This is a genomic window from Streptomyces sp. NPDC045026 (assembly GCF_056432625.1).
On record NZ_JBWKIS010000023.1, the window covers coordinates 102,813 to 121,250 of the forward strand.

Consider the following 18,438-nt stretch of genomic DNA (forward strand, 5'->3'; position numbering starts at 1 on the left):
GACCGACAAGGTAGAGGATCGTTGAACGATCCCTCAATACCCATGTTGTTTCGTTCTGGTATCTGCGCTTGAATTCGGACGTGGCCGAACTGAACGGACTGGCGGACGATCGCGCGCTCCTTGGGCGCACCAGCACCGCCGAGCGGGTTGCGGACATCCTCAGGAGCCGCATCGCGGAGGGGTACTTCCCGCCTGGCACGCGCCTGTCGGAGGACAGCATCGGCGGCGCACTCGGCGTCTCGCGCAACACACTGCGCGAGGCGTTCCGACTGCTCACCCACGAGCGGCTCCTGGTGCACCAGCTCAACCGTGGCGTCTTCGTGCGCGTGCTCACCGTCGAGGACGTCGAGGACATCTACCTCACGCGCCGCCTCGTCGAGTGCGCCGTCGTGCGCGGCCTCGGCCGGCCCCCTTACGACGTAGGGCCCCTGGCCGAAGCGGTCACCGACGGGCACCGCGCCGCCGAGGCGCGGGAGTGGAAGGGCGTCTCCACCGCCAACATCCACTTCCACCGGGAGCTCGTGGCACTCGCGGGCAGCGCGCGGACCGACGAGCTGATGCGCAGCGTCTTCGCCGAACTGCGCCTCGCGTTCCACGTCGTGGACGATCCGCGCCGCCTGCACGAGCCCTATCTCGCCCGCAACCGGCAGATCCTCGAGACCCTGGGGGCCGGGCGCCGCGACGACGCCGAGCGGCTGCTGGCCCAGTACCTCGACGACTCCCGCGAAGGCCTGGTCGACGTCTACGGCCGACGGGTCGCCAAGGGCGAACAGCCGGACGGCTGACGGCTGCCGTACCCGGCGGCGCGGCCTGCGCGGGGCGTGCGGTGCGGGCGGTCGCTTCTGCGCCGTTTCGACCGTTGTCAGACCTAGGACCTAGTCTGTGCTCCGTGACTTCGCCTGCCACCACGGAATCCGTTCCGCCCCAGCTCAGCGCGGGGCCGCGGCCCGCACCGGGCCCGGCCGCCGACGAAGGGCTCGCGCGCCGCCTTCGCGCGCTCGCCTGCACTGCGCCGCTGCACGACCTCGACGTGCGCAAGGCCAATCTCGCGGGCGAGTATTCCGGATACGGCATGGCCGAGGTGGCACTCTCCGCCATCGACCTCGTCACACTCAACATGGACTTCGACACGGGCGCCGACCACGAGCAGATAGTGGCCAGGCTCATCCCCCGCGTCGGCGCACAGGCCCCGCAGCGCCCCGCCGCCGAGCACGAGCGCGTGGCCCGCTGGGTCCTGGAGAACCTGATCAACGTTGGCAGCGTCGACCGCGGCTTCCGCGCCGTGTACGGCACGTTCGCGCCCGACGGCTCCTACGTCCGCAGGGACTACGACTTCAAGCTGATCGAGGAAGTCCCCGGCTACGGGGGCAGCGTCTACCTCCGCACCACGGACGAAGCGGTCAACGTCCTGGTGGGCGCCCTCGACACCGACGTCACCAGCGCCCAGATCGCCGCCGAGGTGAAGCTGGAGGTGCTGATCAACCGCGGCCGTCTCGCCGACGCCCAGCTCGCCGCCGAGCAAGCCAGGTACCGGACGGTGCAGTTCTCCGAGACCCTCCGAAGGGCCCTGGACGCGACCCGGAGGAACGTCCGCGCGGTGGACTGGCTGAACGCCGTCCCGGACATGATCGCCGAGGCGCTCGACCACGTCGCCGACCGCTACCGCCACGAGAACGCGATCCTCACGAACATCCGCAAGGCCCGCGACGAGTCCGAGGACCCCGAGCACAAGCGACGCGCCGCCGAGCTCGTCGACATCGTCAAGGACTGCATCCGCCGCCACACGCAGCTCCAGTCCCGCCTCCTCGAAGCGGGCCCCCTGTTCCGCGCCGAGCAGGACCGGCAGGCGTTCGCCGCGCCGTCCGCGCGCGCGGGCCTCGACCTGTACGGGCAGCTCGTCGCGCCCCTGCTGCCGCTGCCGGTCGAGCAGGCCAGCCGCGTCACCGACGCGTTCTTCGCGCGCGGGACGGGCATGCGGACGCCCGTGTCCGTACGGGTCGGGGACCTGATCGACATACTGCTGACGCCGCCCCAGGAGCGGGAGCACCTCGGCGTCGAGATGCCCGAGCCCGACCTGATCGCCACCCCCGACGACAGCCGGTTCAGCGAGGAACAGCTCGCGAGCGCCATGGAGCTGCTCGACCTGCCCTCCGACGCGCCGCGCCGGCTCTCCGGACTGCTCGCCGAGGCGCGCCGCCGCGACCCCGAACTGCCCTATCTGGTCGCCCTGTTGTCCGTCCACGCGGCCAGCCCGCCGGTCGGCACGGCCTATCGGCAGGGCGAGGAGAGGCTGCTGTTCGCCGTGGACGACGGCACCGAACTGGACGACCCCGAGTTCGGCGGCGCCGACCTCATCGTCGGCACGGCCCTCCTGGACGCCGCGGGCATGGCGGCCGACCGGACGGAGGCCGCGTAGTGCCGATCACAGCGCACCGAGCCTCCGCGCCGCACGCTTCCGCCGACCTACACCCGAGCTTCGCAGCAGACCTGACCAAGGAGCACCAGCCGTGACCACCGATCACCCCGCAGAGCACGCCGCGTGGGGCGAGGCGGAGCCCTCGGAGGCTCCGGCGGCCGGCGCGCCCGTCACTCCGGCCGACGCCGCCGACGCGGCCCGGCTCGTGGCCTTCGGCCTCCAGCCCAAGCTGCAGCCCGCCCGCGACCAGGAGTACGCCGAGCTGCTGCGCCGCTACCGCGAGGACCCGCCGTTCGCGCGGCTCGCCGACGCCGTCGCCGCCGGCCTCGGCCTCGTCGTCCTGGAGGTCTCCCCGCGCGCGGGGATGGCCGTGACCGCCGCCGAGGACTCCGTCTTCGCCGTCCGCATGGGCGACTACGCGCGCCGCACCTCCGCCGACGGAACCGACCGCTTCCTGCACGGCCTCGCGCACCTCGCCGTCGCCGCCATGGCCTTCCCGCGCCCCGAGGACCTCGCCGACGACGGGTACATCGGCCGCGTCACGGTGAACGGCGTGGACGCCTTCGTCCGCCAGGCCTGCCGCCGCCTGGAGGAGCGCGCCGAGGAGCAGGGCGAGAACACGGACCCGGTTTCCGACGCCCCGGGCCTCGAGGCCGCGTGGCGCATCTGGGCCCGGCGCAGCTCGACGGGCGCCACGAAGGACGCGCGCCGCCTCGCCGGATCCACCACCGGCATCGTCGCCAAGGCCGTCGCATTCCTCACCGACTCCGGGTTCCTGCAGAGAACAGGCGACGACTCGGGCGGTACCTACCGCACCACGGCCCGCTACCAGCTCCAGGTCCGCGACCTGGCCGGCACCGCCGCCCTCTCCGAGCTGGCGGACCTCGGCATCGTGCCCGTCACGGACGGCTCCGCGAGCCTCCTGCCGCCCGTGGACGAGGACGACGGGGAGCTCGTGGCCGACGCAGGACTCCCCTTCCACTCCTGACCGGCCGCGCACCACCCCCCCCACGACGTACCGACGTACCGACTTACTGACTTGCCGACTTACTACGACGAGAGTCCGCCGCCATGTACGAGCTGTCCCGGATTCGCCTCTACTCCATCGGGCCCGCCGGTGCGCGCTACGCCGACACCGTCCTGGACCTGCGGGGCGTGGGCGAGCCCGTGCCCGACCCCGCGCCCACTCAGGCGGAGTTCTTCGAGGACGAGCCCGTCGGGCCGCCGCGGCGCCCCGCGCCCGCGGGCGTGCTCTTCCTCGAGAACGGCGGCGGCAAGTCCGTCCTCCTCAAGCTGATCTTCTCCGTGATGCTGCCGGGCCACCGGAACACGCTCGGCGGCGCCAGCTCCGGCGTGCTGCGCAAGTTCCTGCTCGCCGACGACTGCGGGCACGTGGCCCTGGAGTGGCAGCACACCCTCACGGGCGAGTGCGTCGTCGTCGGCAAGGTCAGCGAGTGGCGGGGGCGACAGGTCTCGAACGACCCGCGCAAGTTCGCCGAGGCCTGGTACTCGCTGCGGCCCGGACCCGGCATGAGCCTGGACTCGCTGCCCGTCGCCGAGTCCTCCGCCGTACGGGCCTCGGCCGAGGGCGTCTCGGGTGCGCAGGGGCGGCGGCGCACCATGAAGGGCTTCCGGGACGCTCTCACCGACGCGGGCAAGGCGTACCCGCACCTCGAAGTGCACTGGGAAGAGATCCACGACCGGTGGAACGAGCACCTGGGCGACCTCGGCCTCGACCCCGAACTCTTCCGCTACCAGCGCGAGATGAACGCGGACGAGGGTGAGGCCGCCGGCCTCTTCGCCGTCAAGAAGGACTCCGACTTCACCGACCTGCTGCTGCGTGCCGTCACCGACACGCGGGACACGGACGGGCTGGCCGACCTGGTCAGCGGGTTCGGCAACAAGCTGGGGCGGCGCGCCGAGCTGATCGCCGAGCGCGAGTTCACCGCCGGCTCCGTGGATCTCCTCGGCCGCATCGTGGACGCCGCGGACACCCGGGCACGCGCGCGTGACGTGCACGCCGGGGCCGAGCGCCGCACCCGCACCCTGGCCCGCAGGCTCGCCGCCCGCGCCGCCCTGGAGCGCGGCCGTGCCGCCGACCTCGCCCAGCAGGTCACCGACGCCGCGCACACCGTCGGCGAGGCGGACCAGGCCCGCGGCCGCAGCGCCCTGATCGCTTCCGAACTGGCGTACCGGCACGCCTCGTTGGCACTCGCGGGAGCCGAGAAGGCCGCCGCCGCCCAGAAGCGTGAGCTGGCCGACGCGCGCACCCTGCACGCGGCCTGGCAGGCCGCCGAGGCCGTCCTGCGTCACCGCGCCGCCGCCGACCGCTCCGCGCGCGTGGCCGTCGCCATCCGCGAGGCCGAGCGAGATGCCGCCCCGGCCCTCGCCGCCCGCGCCAAGGCCGCCGCCGACCTCGTACGCGCCCTGCACGGAGCGGCCGAGAGCGCCGAGCAGCTGGCGAACGAGGGAGAGGAGCGTTCCGCCGCGCTCCAGGAGGCGGGCGAGACCGCTCACCGCGACGCGACCGTCGCCGCGACGGAGGCGCAGCGCGCCCGCAGCGAGGTCGGACACCTGCGGCAGCGCCTCTCCGAGGTCGAGCAGGAGACCGCCGAGGCGGTACGGGCCGGCTGGCTCGACGACACGGCGCCCGACGCCGACCCCGCGCGCGCGGCGCTCGCCGCGAGCGACGCGGAGAAGACCACGGTCGCTGCCTGGGACACGGCGCGCGACGCCGCGCGGCGCGCGAGCGAGCACGCCCGGGAGACGGCGGGCGTCGAGGCCCGCGCCGAACTCACCGCGGCCCGCGCCGCGGACGCCGCCACGGCCGCCGAGAACGCGTACGCGGCCGAGCACCGCGCGGCCGATGCCCTCGCGCGCGAAGAGCGCGTCGCCGAGCTGCTCGGACTGTCCGGGGTCCCCGGGATCCCCGCAGCAGGGGTGCCCGCACCCCGGGACGCGGCGGCCGGGGGAGCCGCGACCGGGCACGCCCGCATGGCGACGGTCACTCGCGACCTCATCGAAACCCCGCTCACGGCCGAGGAGTTGGACCGCGCGGCCGACGACCTCAAGGCACTGCTCGACGACGGCGTCGCCGCCGCCGAACGCCAGCTCTTCGACCTGCGCACAGCCGCTGCCGACGACGCCCGCATCCTCGGAGCGCTCGGCGACGGAGGGCTCCTGCCGCCCGGACCCGACGTCCTCGCCACCGTCGAGTTCCTCGGCGAGCACGGCATCCCCGCCCTGCCCGGCTGGCGCTATCTGGCCCAGGCCGTCGACCCCGCGGACCACGCGCGCGTGCTCGCCGCGCGCCCCGAGCTCGTCGACGGCGTCGTCATCACCGACCCCGACACGCATGCCCGCGCCCGCGAGGCACTCAGCGGCGCCGCCCTGCTGCCCCGCTCCGCCGTCGCCGTGGGCACGGCGGCCGCCCTGCTCGCCCCGACCCCCCACACCGAAACCGGCGACGGCGGTGTTTTCGGGGTCTTTCTCGTACCGCCGAACCCGGCGATGCACGACGAGCACGCCGCCGACGAGGAGCGGCAGGCGCTGCGCACGCGCGCGACCGAGCGCGACGAGGAGATCCGTGCCCTCGCTGCCCGGCTCGCCAAGGACCGCGAGCTCGCCGCCAGGATCGGCTCCTGGCGCACCGGCTGCCCGGTCGGACGCCTGGCCGAGCTGGCCGCCGCGGCACAGGAGGCACGCGCCTTCGCCGACGAGACCGAGGCCGAGCTCGCCGAGGCCCGCACGGTCCGCGCCGAGGCCGACGAGACCGCGGTCGAGGCGACCCGCGTACGTGACGAGCGGCAGGACGCCGCCCAGCGGGCCCGGCGCGTCGCCGACGCCCTCGCGGGCCTCGCGTTCCGGCTGCGCGAGCGCGCCGGCTGGCAGGTCAAGCTGCGCGAACTCGCCGACGAGGCCGTCGAGTCGGAGGCACGCGCCCAGACCTGCCTGGAGCGCGCCCGCGCCGCCGACGAGGACCGCAGAGCGGCGCAGCGCGCCGCCGACGACGCCCGCCGTACCGCCCGCGCCCTGCGTGCCGAACGCGCGGAGATCGCCGGTGCCCCCGACGACGTACCCGCGGACCCGGAGCAGTCCGCCCCTCAGACGCCGAAGCCGTCGCTGCCCGCCCTGCGCGAGGCGTACCGCGCGGCCTCCCAGGTCTACGAGAAGGTCGGCGTCGGCGCCGACCTGCGCGCCGAGCAGGCCCGCGCGGAGAGCGACGAGAGCGCCTCGCTCGCCGAGCTCGACCGCCTCAGCAACAAGGTCCGCACCCGCGCCGCCCAGCTCCTGGAGTCGCCCGACGGCTCCGACGGGCCGTCACGGCAGGCCGCCGCGGCCCGCGCCGACGAGCTGGTCCAGCTCCTGGAGGCCCGCGTTTCCACCGCGAGCGAGCAGCTCGGACGTCTGCGCGGCGAGGCCGAGCGGCTCGCCCCCCAGGACGGCGACGACGCCCACACCGAGCTGCCCGACGACCTCGTCCCCACCGGCGCCGAGCACGCCCAGACGCTCCTGCGCACCGCCACGGGCGAACTCGCCGCGCGCACCGACGCGTTGACCGTCGCCCGCGCCGCCCACACCGAACTCCTCGACGCCCACCGCGCAGCCGAGAAGGCCACCGGCGGGTTCGAGGAGACCGCCGCGCTCCTGAAGGACCTGCTGCGCGAGCACCCCGACCGGCACGAGGCCGAGCAGGACGAGCCGGAGCCCTACCCCGGGACCCTCGAAGAGGCCAGGCAGGCAGCGGCCGAGGCCCGGCGCTCCCTGCGCGGCTGCGCCGCCGACCTGTCCGCCGCCGAGGCCGCCGTGCGCGACGCGAGCGACATCCTCGTACGGCACGCGAACGCCACGCGTTACGAGCAGGTGCGCACGCCCGCCCGGCAGCAGATCCGCGAGCTGCCCGCCTCCGCGCTGCCGGAGCACGCGCAGAAGTGGGCGGACGCGTTCGCGCCCCGGCTGCGCGTCCTGACCGACGAGCTGGAGCAGCTGGAGCGCAACCGAGACTCGATCGTGGACCGGCTGCGCGGGCTCGTCGAGTCGGCGCTCGCCACGCTGCGGTCCGCTCAGCGCCTGTCACGCCTCCCGGAGGGGCTCGGCGAGTGGTCGGGCCAGGAGTTCGTGCGGATCCGCTTCGAGGAGCCCGACCAGGCGACCCTCGTGGAGCGGCTCGGCGAGGTCGTCGACGAGGCGACCCGCGCCGCCCTCAAGAAGAACTCCGACCTGCGCCGCGACGGCATGTCCCTGCTCCTGCGCGGCGTCGCCGCGGCGCTCCAGCCCAAGGGCATCGCCGTGGAAATCCTCAAGCCGGACGCAGTGCTGCGCGCGGAGCGGGTCCCCGTCGGACAGATGGGCGACGTGTTCTCCGGCGGTCAGCTGCTGACCGCGGCCATCGCCCTGTACTGCACGATGGCCGCCCTGCGCTCGAACGACCGGGGCCGCGACAGGCACCGGCACGCGGGCACGCTGTTCCTCGACAACCCGATCGGCCGCGCCAACGCCACGTATCTGCTCGAACTCCAGCGGGCCGTTTCGGACGCGCTCGGTGTGCAACTCCTGTACACCACCGGCCTGTTCGACACGACGGCGCTCGCCGAGTTCCCGCTGGTCATCAGGTTGCGCAACGACGCGGACCTCAGGGCCGGGCTGAAGTACATCAGCGTCGAGGAGCACCTGCGGCCGGGCCTGCCGAAGCAGGACCCGGGCGAGGAGACCGTGCACGGGGAGATCACGGCGACGCGCATGTACAAGCGCCCCGCGAGCCATACGGCCTAGCCCACCGGACGACTTGGCCCACCGTGCGAACTAAGCGTCCGCGCGCAGCAGATCGGCGCACTTCTCGCCGATCATCATGGTCGTGATGCATGGGTTGACCGTGACGAGGTCCGGCATCACGGAGCCGTCGGCGACACGCAGGCCCTCGGTCCCCTTCACGCGCAGCCGCGCGTCGAGCGGGGCCGAGGCGTCGTCGTCCGCGCCCATCTTCACCGTGCAGGCCGGGTGGTAGACGGTGTTGTGCGTCTTGTGGATGTAGTCGAGCAGTTCGTCGTCGGTGCGGACGTCAGGGCCTGGAGCCAGCTCCGCCCCGGCCCAACCGCTCAGCGCGGGCTGCTCCGCGATGCGCCGCGCCAGCTTCAGCCCATACGTCATCACGCGCGCGTCGTGCTCGTGCGTGAAGTACCGCGGGTCGACCAGCGGCTTGTCCCGGTAGTCGCGGGTGCGCAGCCGCACGGTACCGCGTGACTTCGCACGCGTCACGTTGGGCGTGAGGCAGAAGGCGTTCTCCGACGTCGGGTAGCCGTAGCGCGCGGTGTTCATGTCGAAGGGCACGGAGCCGTAGTGGAACATCAGGTCGGGCCGGTCGAGGCCGGGCTCGGTGTCGTAGAAGATGCCGGCCTCCCACCACTGGCTGGACGTGGTGGTCATCGGCTGCTTCGCCTCCCACATGATCACGCCCTCGGGGTGGTCCTGGAGGTTCTCGCCGACCCCGGGGGAGTCCACGAGCACGTCCACGCCCATCTCGCGCAGATGACCGGCCGGGCCGATCCCGGAGAGCATGAGGAGCTTGGGCGAGTCGATGGAGCCGCAGGAGAGGATCACCTCGCGGCGGGCCCGCACCGTCCTGGTGTGGATGAGATCGGGGTCGAGGTACTCGGCGCCCACACAGCGCCGGGCCTCGAAGACGAGCCGCTTGGCCCGTACCCCGGTCCGCACCTCCAGGTTGGGCCGCCTGCCCATGACCGGGTGCAGATAGGCGACCGAGGACGACTGGCGGGTGTTGTTCTCGTCGGAGTTGATCTGGAACCAGTTGGCTCCGCGCACCACCGTGCTGCCCGAGTTGAAAGGCGTGGTCGGGATGCCCGCCTCGGCGCAGGCCGCGAGCAGGGCGCTGCCGCACGGGTCGGCGCCCTTGAGGGTGCGCAGCTTCACCGGGCCGGAGCGGCCGTGATGGTCCCCGGGGGCGTCGTTGCTCTCCAGGCGCTTGTACAGCGGGAACACATCCGCGGCGCTCCACCCCGTGCAGCCCGCCGCCGCCCAGTCGTCCAGGTCCTCGGCCGGCGCCCAGAAGGCGATGCACGAGTTGTGGGACGAACAGCCGCCGAGGACCTTGGCGCGCGCGTGCCGCATGAAGCTGTTGCCGCTGGCCTGCGGCTCGACCGGGTAGTCCCAGTCGTACCCCGACTCCAACAGGCCCATCCAGCGGTCCAGTTGGAGGACGTTGTCGTCGCCGACGTCGCTCGGTCCCGCTTCCAGGACGCACACGCTGACGGACGGGTCCTCGGACAGACGGGCCGCGACGACGTTCCCGGCGGTGCCTCCGCCGACCACGACGTAGTCGAAGACGTCAGAGTTCATGGGCTGGTTCACGGGGTGGTGACCTCCTCCAGGGCAACGGAATCATCGGACGGGGCAGACTCGGCCGCGTGCTCGGCCAGGACGCCGGTGCGGTGTCGCTGGACGAACCAGTAGTAGGCGAAGCCGCCGCCCGCGATCACCGCGATGAACAGGACGGCGCCCCAGCGCAGGTACCAGTGGTAGGGGGCGGCGGCGTTGTAGACGGCCGCGCGCGGCCAGATCAGGTTGAGCGTCATCGCACCGCCCCACAGCACGGCGATGATGTTGACGGGCAGTCCCCAGCGGCCGAGGGAGAACTTCCCGTCGCCCGCCGGCTGCCACTTGCCGCGCAGCCGCGCCACCAGCATCGGGGCGGTGACCAGCAGATAGGCGAGGTAGATCATGATGATGCCGATGCTGGTGACCACGGTGAAGATCTGCGGCTGGCGGATGTTGACGATCAGGATCGCGAGCGCCAGGACGCCGATGACGACGGCCGGGACGACCGGTGTCCTGAAGCGCGGACTGACCCGGCCGAGGACGGACGACGCCGGCAGGTTGTTGTCGCGGGACATCGCGAAGGCGAGGCGGATCGCCGCCGTGTGCACGGCGAGCGCGCACACCGTGACCGCGATCAGGACGCACCACAGCATCGCCTTGCCGGCCGTCGGGCCGAGCACGTCCAGGACGACGTACTGCAGGCCGTCCGTCGACAGCTTCTTGCCGGTCAGGCTCGACACGCTCATCAGGGCGAGCAGCAGGATCAGCCCGCCGAGGACGAACGAGGCGACGATCGCGCGAATGATGGCGCGCGGGGCGCCCCGCGTCGGGTCGAGGGACTCCTCGCCGAGCGAGGCCGCCGTGTCGAAGCCGTACATCACGTACGCGGAGGCCAGCGACGCGACCAGGAACGCGCTCAGGTAGCCGAACGGCTGGCCGTGTCCTGCCCCCGCCGTGTGCGTCACGACCTGCGGGCCGCGCACGATGTGGACCGCGAACAGCACGATCAGGACGACGGTCGCGATCAGTTCGAGGAAGACGCCGGCCGTGTTGATGGTGGCCATCAGCTTCACGCCGAAGGCGTTGACGAGCGTGGTGAACAGGATCAGTACGGAGGCCAGGACGACGGCGTTGGTCGCGACGTCGTACGGGCCGGTGCCGTCCCCGATGAACTGGAAGGCCGACGAGATCTGCGGCAGCGTCAGCTGGTAGGCGAGCGCGACGGCCGCGATCGACACGACCGAGGCGAGCAGCATCATCCACCCGGCGAGCCAGCCGACGTGCGGATTGCCCACCTTCTTCGCCCAGTTGTAGACGGAGCCCGCGACGGGATAGCGGGCGGCCAGTTCGGCGAAGCAGAGGGCCACCATGAACTGGCCGCCGAACACCATCGGCCAGGACCACCAGTAGGCGGGGCCGCCGCTCGCGAAGCCGAAATAGAAGAGCTGGAAGGTGCCGGTGAGGATGGAGATGTAGCTGATGCCCGCGGCGAAGGTGTGGAAGTTGCCCAGGGTGCGCTTGAGTTCGGGCCGGTAGCCGAACTCGGCGAGTTCTGCGTCGTCCCCGCTGCCTTGCGTGCTCTCGTCCTGGCTCATGACGGCTCACCGTCCCCGGAACACTCCGGCGGCGCGCCGAACCAGCCCTGCGCCACCGGCTGCGTATTGCGCCAGATGTGTTTGGTCTCGCGGTACTCGGCGAGCCCCGAGGGGCCGAGCTCGCGCCCGGTGCCGGACTGCTTGTAGCCGCCCCACTCCGCCTGGGGGACGTACGGGTGGTAGTCGTTGATCCAGACCGTGCCGAGGCGCAGGGCGCCCGCGACGCGCGCGGCCTTCGCCTCGTCGCTCGTCCAGACGGCGCCCGCGAGCCCGTAGATCGAGTCGTTCGCGAGACGCACCGCGTCCGCCTCGTCGGTGAACCGCTCGACGGTCAGGACCGGGCCGAAGGACTCGTCCTGCACGACGGACATGCCGCTCGTGCACTCGTCGAGGACGGTCGGCAGGTAGTAGTAGCCCTGCTCGTACGCGGCCGAACCCGGCTGCCTTCCCCCGCAGCGCAGCACCGCCCCCTCCGCGACGCCCCGTGCGACATAGGCCTCGACCTTGGCGCGGTGCGCGGCCGAGATCAGCGGCCCCGTCTGCGCGTCCTCGTCGAACGGGCCGCCCAGCCGGATGAGTTCGGCGCGTCGCACGACCTCGTCGACGAAGCGGTCGTGCAGCGCGTCCTCCACGAGGAGCCGCGCGCCGGCCGAACACACCTGCCCCGAGTGCAGGAACACGGCGGTGAGCGCCATGTCGACGGCCGCGTCGAAGTCGGCGTCCGCGAACACGATGTTCGGGTTCTTGCCGCCGAGTTCCAGGGCGACCTTCTTGACCGAGCCCGCCGCGGCCGCCATCAGCAGCCGCCCCGTCTGCAGGCCGCCCGTGAACGACACGAGGTCCACGTCCGGATGGTCGCCAAGCGGCGCGCCCGCCTCCGGGCCCGCGCCGAGGACCAGATTGGCGACGCCCGCGGGCAGTCCTGCCTCGTCCAGCAGCCGCATCAGATGGATCGCCGTGTGCGGGGTGAGTTCGCTCGGCTTGAGGACGAAGGTGTTGCCGGCGGCGAGCGCCGGGGCGACCTTCCACGCGGTCTGCAGGAGCGGGTAGTTCCACGGGGTGATCAGGCCGCACACCCCGACCGGTTCGTACACGATCCGGCTCTCGGCGCCCTCCGTCCCCGTCTCGACGACGCGTCCGGTGTCGGCGGCCGCGAGCCGCCCGAAGTAGCGGAAGCAGTTCGCGATGTCGTCGATGTCGTACGCGCTCTCGACCAGCCGCTTCCCGGTGTCCAGGGACTCGGCGCGGGCCAGCGCGTCCTTGTCGCGCACGAGCAGGTCGGCGACGCGCAGGAGGAGGTCGCCGTGCTCGGCCGCCGGCATCCCGGGCCACGGGCCCTCGTCGAAGGCGTGGCGGGCCGCGGCGATCGCGTCGGCGGTGTCCTTGGCGCCCGCCTCGTCGACCACGGCGACGAGCGAGCCGTCCGCGGGGCAGCGGATCTCGCGGGTCCGCTCGTCCCGGGCGGTGGTCCACACGCCACCGATGAACAGGTCAGGCATGGGCACCGCCCAGCTTGGCGGTCAGCCATGCGTGGAAGGTCCCGATGTGGTGCTCGGTGGGGACCAGCACACCGCCGCGCCGGTAGGCACGGGAGCCCATCGCCGGCTGGGTGCGCTCACAGGCCTCGAAGTCCTGGGCGTTGACCCGGTGGAACAGCTCCACCGACTTCGACACGTCGGCCCCGGACTCGATGACCTCGGGCGCGTACAGCCAGTCGCACTCGACGACCGTACGGTCCTCGGCCAGCGGAAACATCCGGTGCAGGATCACATGGTCGGGGACGAGGTTGACGAAGACCGTCGGCCGCACGGTGATCGCGTAGTAGCGGCGGTCCTGGTCGTCGGCGACCTCGGGCAGCCGGCCGAAGCCCTCGCTGCCGTCGACGGTGAATCCCTTCACGCCGTCCCCGAACTCGGCGCCGTGGCCCACGTAGAACTGGGCGGCGTAGCCGTCCGCGAACTCCGGCAGGACGTCGGTCAGTTCGGGGTGGATCGTCGCGCAGTGGTAGCACTCCATGAAGTTCTCGATGATCAGCTTCCAGTTGGCCTTCACGTCGTACGTGATGCGCTTGCCGAGGGCCAGGTTCTGGGTGTGGTACCGCTCGATCGAGGCGGTGTCGCCGAGCCGTTCGACGGCCGCGCCGACCACCGTCTCCTCGAACGAGGGCGGCTCGTCGGCCAGGCAGACCCAGGCGTAGCCGAGCCACTCGCGCAGGGCGACCTTGACGAGGCCGTACTCGGTGCGGTCGACGTCGGGCATCTGCACCAGGTTCGGCGCCGCGATGAGCTTGCCGTCGAGGTCGTACGTCCACGCGTGGTACGGGCACTGGAGGTTACGGCGGACCTGGCCGGACTCCTCCGTGCACAGGCGGGCGCCGCGGTGGCGGCAGACGTTGAGGAAGGCCCGCAGTTCGCCGGTGCGGGAGCGGGTGATGAGGACGTTCTCGCGGCCGACCTGGACCGTGCGGAACGCGCCGGGCCTGTCCAGGTCGGCGGCGCGCACGGCGCAGAACCACATCGACTCGAAGATGCGTTCCTGCTCCTGCCGGAAGATGTCCGGATCGGTGTAGTAGTGCCCGGGCAGCGTGGCCATCAGGCTCGGGGAAATCGGGGTCGTCGTCACGTGCGTAGTTCTCCTCAGGCGGGCGCGGCGGCGAGGCGGCTGGGGTCGAAGAGGTCGATGGGGTGCACGGTGGTGGGGATGCGCGCGAGGGCGGCGGCGATCTCGCCGACGACGGGCACGTACGTGAATCAGCGGCGGATGCGACTCATCTCCGGGTCGAACAAGGGCTCTTCGGCGACCGTCGCCGACACCTTCTCGCCGAAGAACTCGATGTGGACGCCCGTACCGGTGGCGAGCGGCGGCAGCCACGCGTAGGCGACACAGCGGCCCAGCGTGTAGCCGTACGAGGCGCTGGTGACGTAGCCGGCCGGGACCCCTTCGACGTGGACGGGCTCCTTGCCGAGCACGACGGCCGCCGGGTCGTCCAGGAGGAGCGGAGTGAGCCGGCGGGCCGGCTGCTCGCCCTTGCGCTCCAGCGCCGCCTTGCCGAGGAAGTCACCGCGGTCCATGCGGACGGCGAATCCGACGCCCGCCTCGTACGGGTCGTGCTCCTCGGTCATGTCGTGCCCCCAGGAGCGGTAACCCTTCTCCAGGCGCAGGCTGTTGAACGCCGAGCGCCCGGCCGCGATCACGCCGTGCTCCCGCCCCGCCTCCCACAGCGTGTCCCACAGACGCAGCCCCAGGTCGGCGGTGGTGTACAGCTCCCAGCCCAGCTCACCTACGTACGACAGGCGCATTGCGGTGACGGGCACATGGCCGAGGTAGGTCTGCTTGGCGCGGAAGTAGCCGAAGCCCTCGTGCGAGAAGTCGTCGCGGGTCAGCGGCTGGACGAGGTCGCGGGCGAGCGGGCCCCAGACACCGATGCAGCAGGTGCCGGAGGTGATGTCCCGGATCTGTACTCCCCCACTCTCGGCTTCGCTCGAGCGGGAGGTGCCCCCACCGGGCGCGTGCCGCGTGAGCCAGTCCAGGTCCGCGGGGGAGTTCGCCCCGATCTGGAAGAGGTCCGGCGCGAGACGGGCGACGGTCAGGTCGGACCGGATGCCTCCCGCCTCGTTGAGGAGCAGCGTGTACGTGACCGCGCCCGGCTTCTTCGCCAGATTGTTCGACGTCATGCGCTGGAGGAAGTCGAGGGCCCCCGGGCCCGTGACCTCCAGTCGGCGCAGCGGCGTCATGTCGTAGAGGGCGACCTTCTCGCGCGTGGCCTTTGCCTCGGCGGCTGCGATAGGGGACCAGTAGCGGGCCGACCAGGCGTCACGCTCGGGCAGCTCGCCGGTGGGCAGGTCCGCGTTCGCCTCGTACCAGTGCGGACGCTCCCAGCCGCCGCCCTCCAGGAAGTACGCGCCGAGCTGCTCCTGGCGGGCGTGGAAGGGGCTCACCCGCAGCGGGCGCGGCTGCTCGGCAGGCTGGAGCGGGTGCAGGACGTCGTAGACCTCGACGAACTGCTGCGCCCCGCGGTCGTGCACATAGGCGGGGGAGCGCTGGGCGTCCTCGAAGCGGGTGAGGTCGCACTCGTGTACGTCGACGGAGGGGCGTCCGTCGACCATCCACTCGGCGACCGCCTTGGCGACGCCCGCGGAGTGCGTGACCCAGACCGCCTCGGCCAGCCAGAAGCCGCGCAGCGCCCGGTACTCGCCGAGGACCGGCATCCCGTCGGGCGTGAAGGAGAAGACGCCGTTGAAGCCCTCCTCGATCTCGGTCTCCCGCAGCGCCGGGATCAGCCACCGGCAGTCCTCCCAGCTGGGCGCCCAGTCCTCCTCGGTGAAGGGCAGCGACGACGGCATGTCCAGGTCGCCGGCCCGTGCCTCGTCGTAATCGAGGATCTTGAAAGGATCGACGGGCAGGGGCTTGTGGGCGTAACTGCCGATGCCGATGCGGTCGGTGTGCTCACGGAAGTACAGGTCACGGTCCTGGAAGCGGAGGATCGGCTTCGAGGCTTCCGTGCGGGGGTCGTTGGCGCCTTCGAGCTCCGCCATGGGCCTGGTCTTCGCGTACTGGTGCGCGAGGGGCAGGAGGGGGACGTCCACGCCGGCCATGCGGCCGATGACCGGGCCCCAGAACCCCGCCGCCGACACGACGTGGTCGGCGGGGAAGGTGCCGCGGTCGGTGACCACGGCCGTGACCCGGCCGTCCTCCTGCTCGATGCCGGTGACCGTGTGCCGGTCGAGGAAGGTGGCGCCGCGCTCGCGGGCGCGTTCCATCTGGGCGCGGGAGGCGAGCAGGGCGCGGGCCAGGCCGTCGTCGGGGGTGTGGAAGCCGCCGAGTACGGCCGACTCGTCGATCAGGGGCCACAGTTCCTTGCACCGGGCGGCGCTGACGAGTTCGCCGCGAACGCCCCAGGAGGCGGCGTAGCCGGCCTTGCGGTGCAGATCGGCCCAGCGCTCGGGGGTGGTCGCCAGCTCCAGACCGCCCACCGGGTTGAAACAGGAAAGTCCGTCCACCTCAAGGGTGTTGAACTTCTCCACCGTGTATCGGGCGAACTCGGTGAGGGTCTTGGACGGGCCCGTCTGGAAGACCAGGCCGGGCGCGTGCGAGGTGGAGCCGCCGGGGGCCGGCAGCGGGCCCTGTTCGAGGACGGTGACGTCGGTCCAGCCGCGGGCCGTGAGCTCGTCGGCGAGGGAGCAGCCGACGATTCCGGCGCCGATGACGACGACGCGAGGACTGGATGTTCCGGGGGTTCCGGGCGTGCTGGACATGCCCCTCCTCATGCTGGTGGGGATGGAATGGCCTTATGCAGCAGGTATGTTGGCGCGCTCCGCGGCGATGGTCGTGTCCTGGCCGTGGCCGGTGTGGACAACCGTGCCGCCCGGCAGGGTGAGGAGCCGGCCGCGAATGGACGCCGCGATCGTCGGGGCGTCGGAGTACGAACGGCCGGTCGCGCCGGGGCCGCCATGGAAGAGGGTGTCGCCGGTGAAGACGGCGTCGAGGAAGGGCACGTAGAGGCTGCAACTGCCCCAGGAGTGGCCGGGGGTGTGCAGGACCTGGACGTCGATCCCGGCGACGGCCAGGAGCATTCCGTCGGTGAGCTCCGCGTCCGGCTTGTGGTCAGGGTGCACCGTCTCCCACAGCTCGTGCTCGGCGGGGTGCAGGAGGACGGGGGCGCCGGTCGCCACGGCGAGGCCGGCGGCGGCGCCGATGTGGTCGTCGTGCCCGTGGGTGCAGACGATCGCGGTGACGCGGCGCCCGGCGACGGCGGCCGTGATTGCCGCCGCGTCGTGCGCGGCGTCGACGATCAGGACCTCCTCGTCGTCGCCGATCAGCCAGACGTTGTTGTCGACGTCGAACGTCTCGCCGTCCAGGCTGAACGTGCCGGAGGTGACGACGCGTTCGGCGCGGGCCGCAGGGCTCACAGGACCACCACCGAGCGCAGCACGTCGCCGCGGTGCATCTTCGCGAACGCCTCCTCCACCTGGTCGAGGGCGATCGTCTCGGTCACGAACCCGTTCAGGTCGAGCAGCCCGTACAGGTACTGGTCGATGAGGACCGGGAAGTCACGGCTCGGCAGGCAGTCCCCGTACCAGGAAGACTTGAGGGCGCCGCCGCGCGAGAACAGGTCGATGAGCGGGATGTCCAGCGTCATCGCGGGGTCGGGCACACCGACCTGGACCAGTACACCCGCGTGGTCGCGCATGTAGAACGCCTGCTTGTACGTCTCCGGGCGGCCGACCGCGTCGATGGCGATGTCGACGCCGAACCCGTCGGTGAGCGCGCGTACCGCCTCGACCGCGTCCGTGCCACGGGAGTTGACCGTGTGCGTGGCGCCGAACCGCTCGGCCTGGTCGAGCTTCTTGTCGTCGATGTCGACGGCGATCACGCGGCGCGCGCCGTTGAGACAGGCGCCCGCGATGGCCGCGTTGCCGACGCCGCCGCAGCCGATGACGGCGACGGTGTCGCCGCGCTGGACATTGCCCGTGTTCACCGCCGCGCCGTAGCCGGCCATCACGCCGCAGCCGATCAGGCCCGCGGCCTCGGGTCGCGCCGCCGGGTCGACCTTGACCGCCTGTCCGGCCGCGACCAGGGTCTTCTCGGCGAACGCGCCGATGCCGAGCGCGGGGCTCAGCGGCGTTCCGTCGAGGAGGGTCATCGGCTGTGCCGCGTTGCGCGAGTCGAAGCAGTACCAGGGGCGACCGCGGCGGCAGGAACGGCAGTTGCCGCAGGGGGCGCGCCAGGCGAGCACCACGTAGTCACCGGGGGCGAGGTCGGTGACCCCGTCGCCGACGGACTCGACGGTGCCGGCCGCCTCATGGCCGAGCAGGAACGGGAAGTCGTCGTTGATGGCGCCCTCCCGGTAGTGCAGATCCGTGTGGCAGACCCCGCACGCCTGGACCTGGACCAGAACCTCGCCCGGGCCGGGATCGGGCACGACGATCGTTTGCACCTCGACGGGTGCGCCCTTCTTCACAGCGACGACGGCGCGGACCTCATGTGGCACGACCAAACTCCTCTGCTGTTGCGCACTGCACGATCGGTTGCGCGATGAGGAACATCTTGGAAACGCCATCAAGGCCCCGTCAAGAGGTGGGAGTTAATGCTTGG

Annotated in this window: 11 protein-coding genes; 4 read left to right on the forward strand and 7 right to left on the reverse strand. The window is 72.2% G+C overall.

All coding sequences use genetic code 11. The features are described from left to right. Nucleotides 1–80 precede the first annotated feature (80 nt). From AC07EJ_RS34640 to AC07EJ_RS34655, 4 genes are all read left to right on the forward strand, one after another. A complete protein-coding gene (locus AC07EJ_RS34640; RefSeq protein ID WP_389488009.1) occupies nucleotides 81–785 on the forward strand; it encodes a GntR family transcriptional regulator in 705 nt (234 codons plus the stop codon). 104 nt (nucleotides 786–889) lie between these two features. Then, nucleotides 890–2,416, forward strand: coding sequence for a hypothetical protein (locus AC07EJ_RS34645; RefSeq protein WP_389488011.1), 1,527 nt, complete (start codon nucleotides 890–892; stop codon nucleotides 2,414–2,416). 91 nt (nucleotides 2,417–2,507) lie between these two features. Then, on the forward strand, nucleotides 2,508–3,404 hold the full coding sequence (locus AC07EJ_RS34650) for a hypothetical protein (RefSeq protein ID WP_389488013.1): 897 nt from the start codon (nucleotides 2,508–2,510) through the stop codon (nucleotides 3,402–3,404). Between the two features lie 83 nt (nucleotides 3,405–3,487). Further along, a complete protein-coding gene (locus AC07EJ_RS34655; RefSeq protein ID WP_389488015.1) occupies nucleotides 3,488–8,188 on the forward strand; it encodes a hypothetical protein in 4,701 nt (1,566 codons plus the stop codon). Nucleotides 8,189–8,218: 30 nt separating this feature from the next. On the opposite strand, the gene AC07EJ_RS34660 is transcribed toward AC07EJ_RS34655, so the two are convergent. The 7 genes from AC07EJ_RS34660 to AC07EJ_RS34690 form a co-directional block, all read right to left on the reverse strand. Next, complete coding sequence (locus tag AC07EJ_RS34660) at nucleotides 8,219–9,769, reverse strand: GMC family oxidoreductase (RefSeq protein WP_389488065.1); 1,551 nt, start codon at nucleotides 9,767–9,769, stop codon at nucleotides 8,219–8,221. Between the two features lie 8 nt (nucleotides 9,770–9,777). Then, entirely contained in the window at nucleotides 9,778–11,343 is a 1,566-nt protein-coding gene (locus AC07EJ_RS34665; RefSeq protein ID WP_389488017.1) for an APC family permease, read from the reverse strand. Then, nucleotides 11,340–12,842 (reverse strand): aldehyde dehydrogenase family protein, encoded by a 1,503-nt coding sequence (locus AC07EJ_RS34670; RefSeq protein WP_389488019.1) that lies wholly within the window; start codon nucleotides 12,840–12,842, stop codon nucleotides 11,340–11,342. The genes AC07EJ_RS34665 and AC07EJ_RS34670 overlap by 4 nt, the downstream gene beginning before the upstream one ends. Then, nucleotides 12,835–13,935, reverse strand: coding sequence for an aromatic ring-hydroxylating oxygenase subunit alpha (locus AC07EJ_RS34675; protein ID WP_389488067.1), 1,101 nt, complete (start codon nucleotides 13,933–13,935; stop codon nucleotides 12,835–12,837). Before AC07EJ_RS34675 ends, AC07EJ_RS34670 begins: the two co-directional genes overlap by 8 nt. 158 nt (nucleotides 13,936–14,093) lie before the next feature. Beyond that, entirely contained in the window at nucleotides 14,094–16,598 is a 2,505-nt protein-coding gene (locus tag AC07EJ_RS34680; RefSeq protein WP_478885735.1) for a GcvT family protein, read from the reverse strand. A gap of 33 nt (nucleotides 16,599–16,631) precedes the next feature. Then, nucleotides 16,632–17,252: an MBL fold metallo-hydrolase gene (locus tag AC07EJ_RS34685; RefSeq protein WP_393586074.1), complete on the reverse strand. Its 621-nt coding sequence runs from the start codon at nucleotides 17,250–17,252 to the stop codon at nucleotides 16,632–16,634. Next, nucleotides 17,249–18,334, reverse strand: coding sequence for an S-(hydroxymethyl)mycothiol dehydrogenase (locus AC07EJ_RS34690; RefSeq protein ID WP_478885736.1), 1,086 nt, complete (start codon nucleotides 18,332–18,334; stop codon nucleotides 17,249–17,251). Before AC07EJ_RS34690 ends, AC07EJ_RS34685 begins: the two co-directional genes overlap by 4 nt. Nucleotides 18,335–18,438 lie beyond the last annotated feature (104 nt).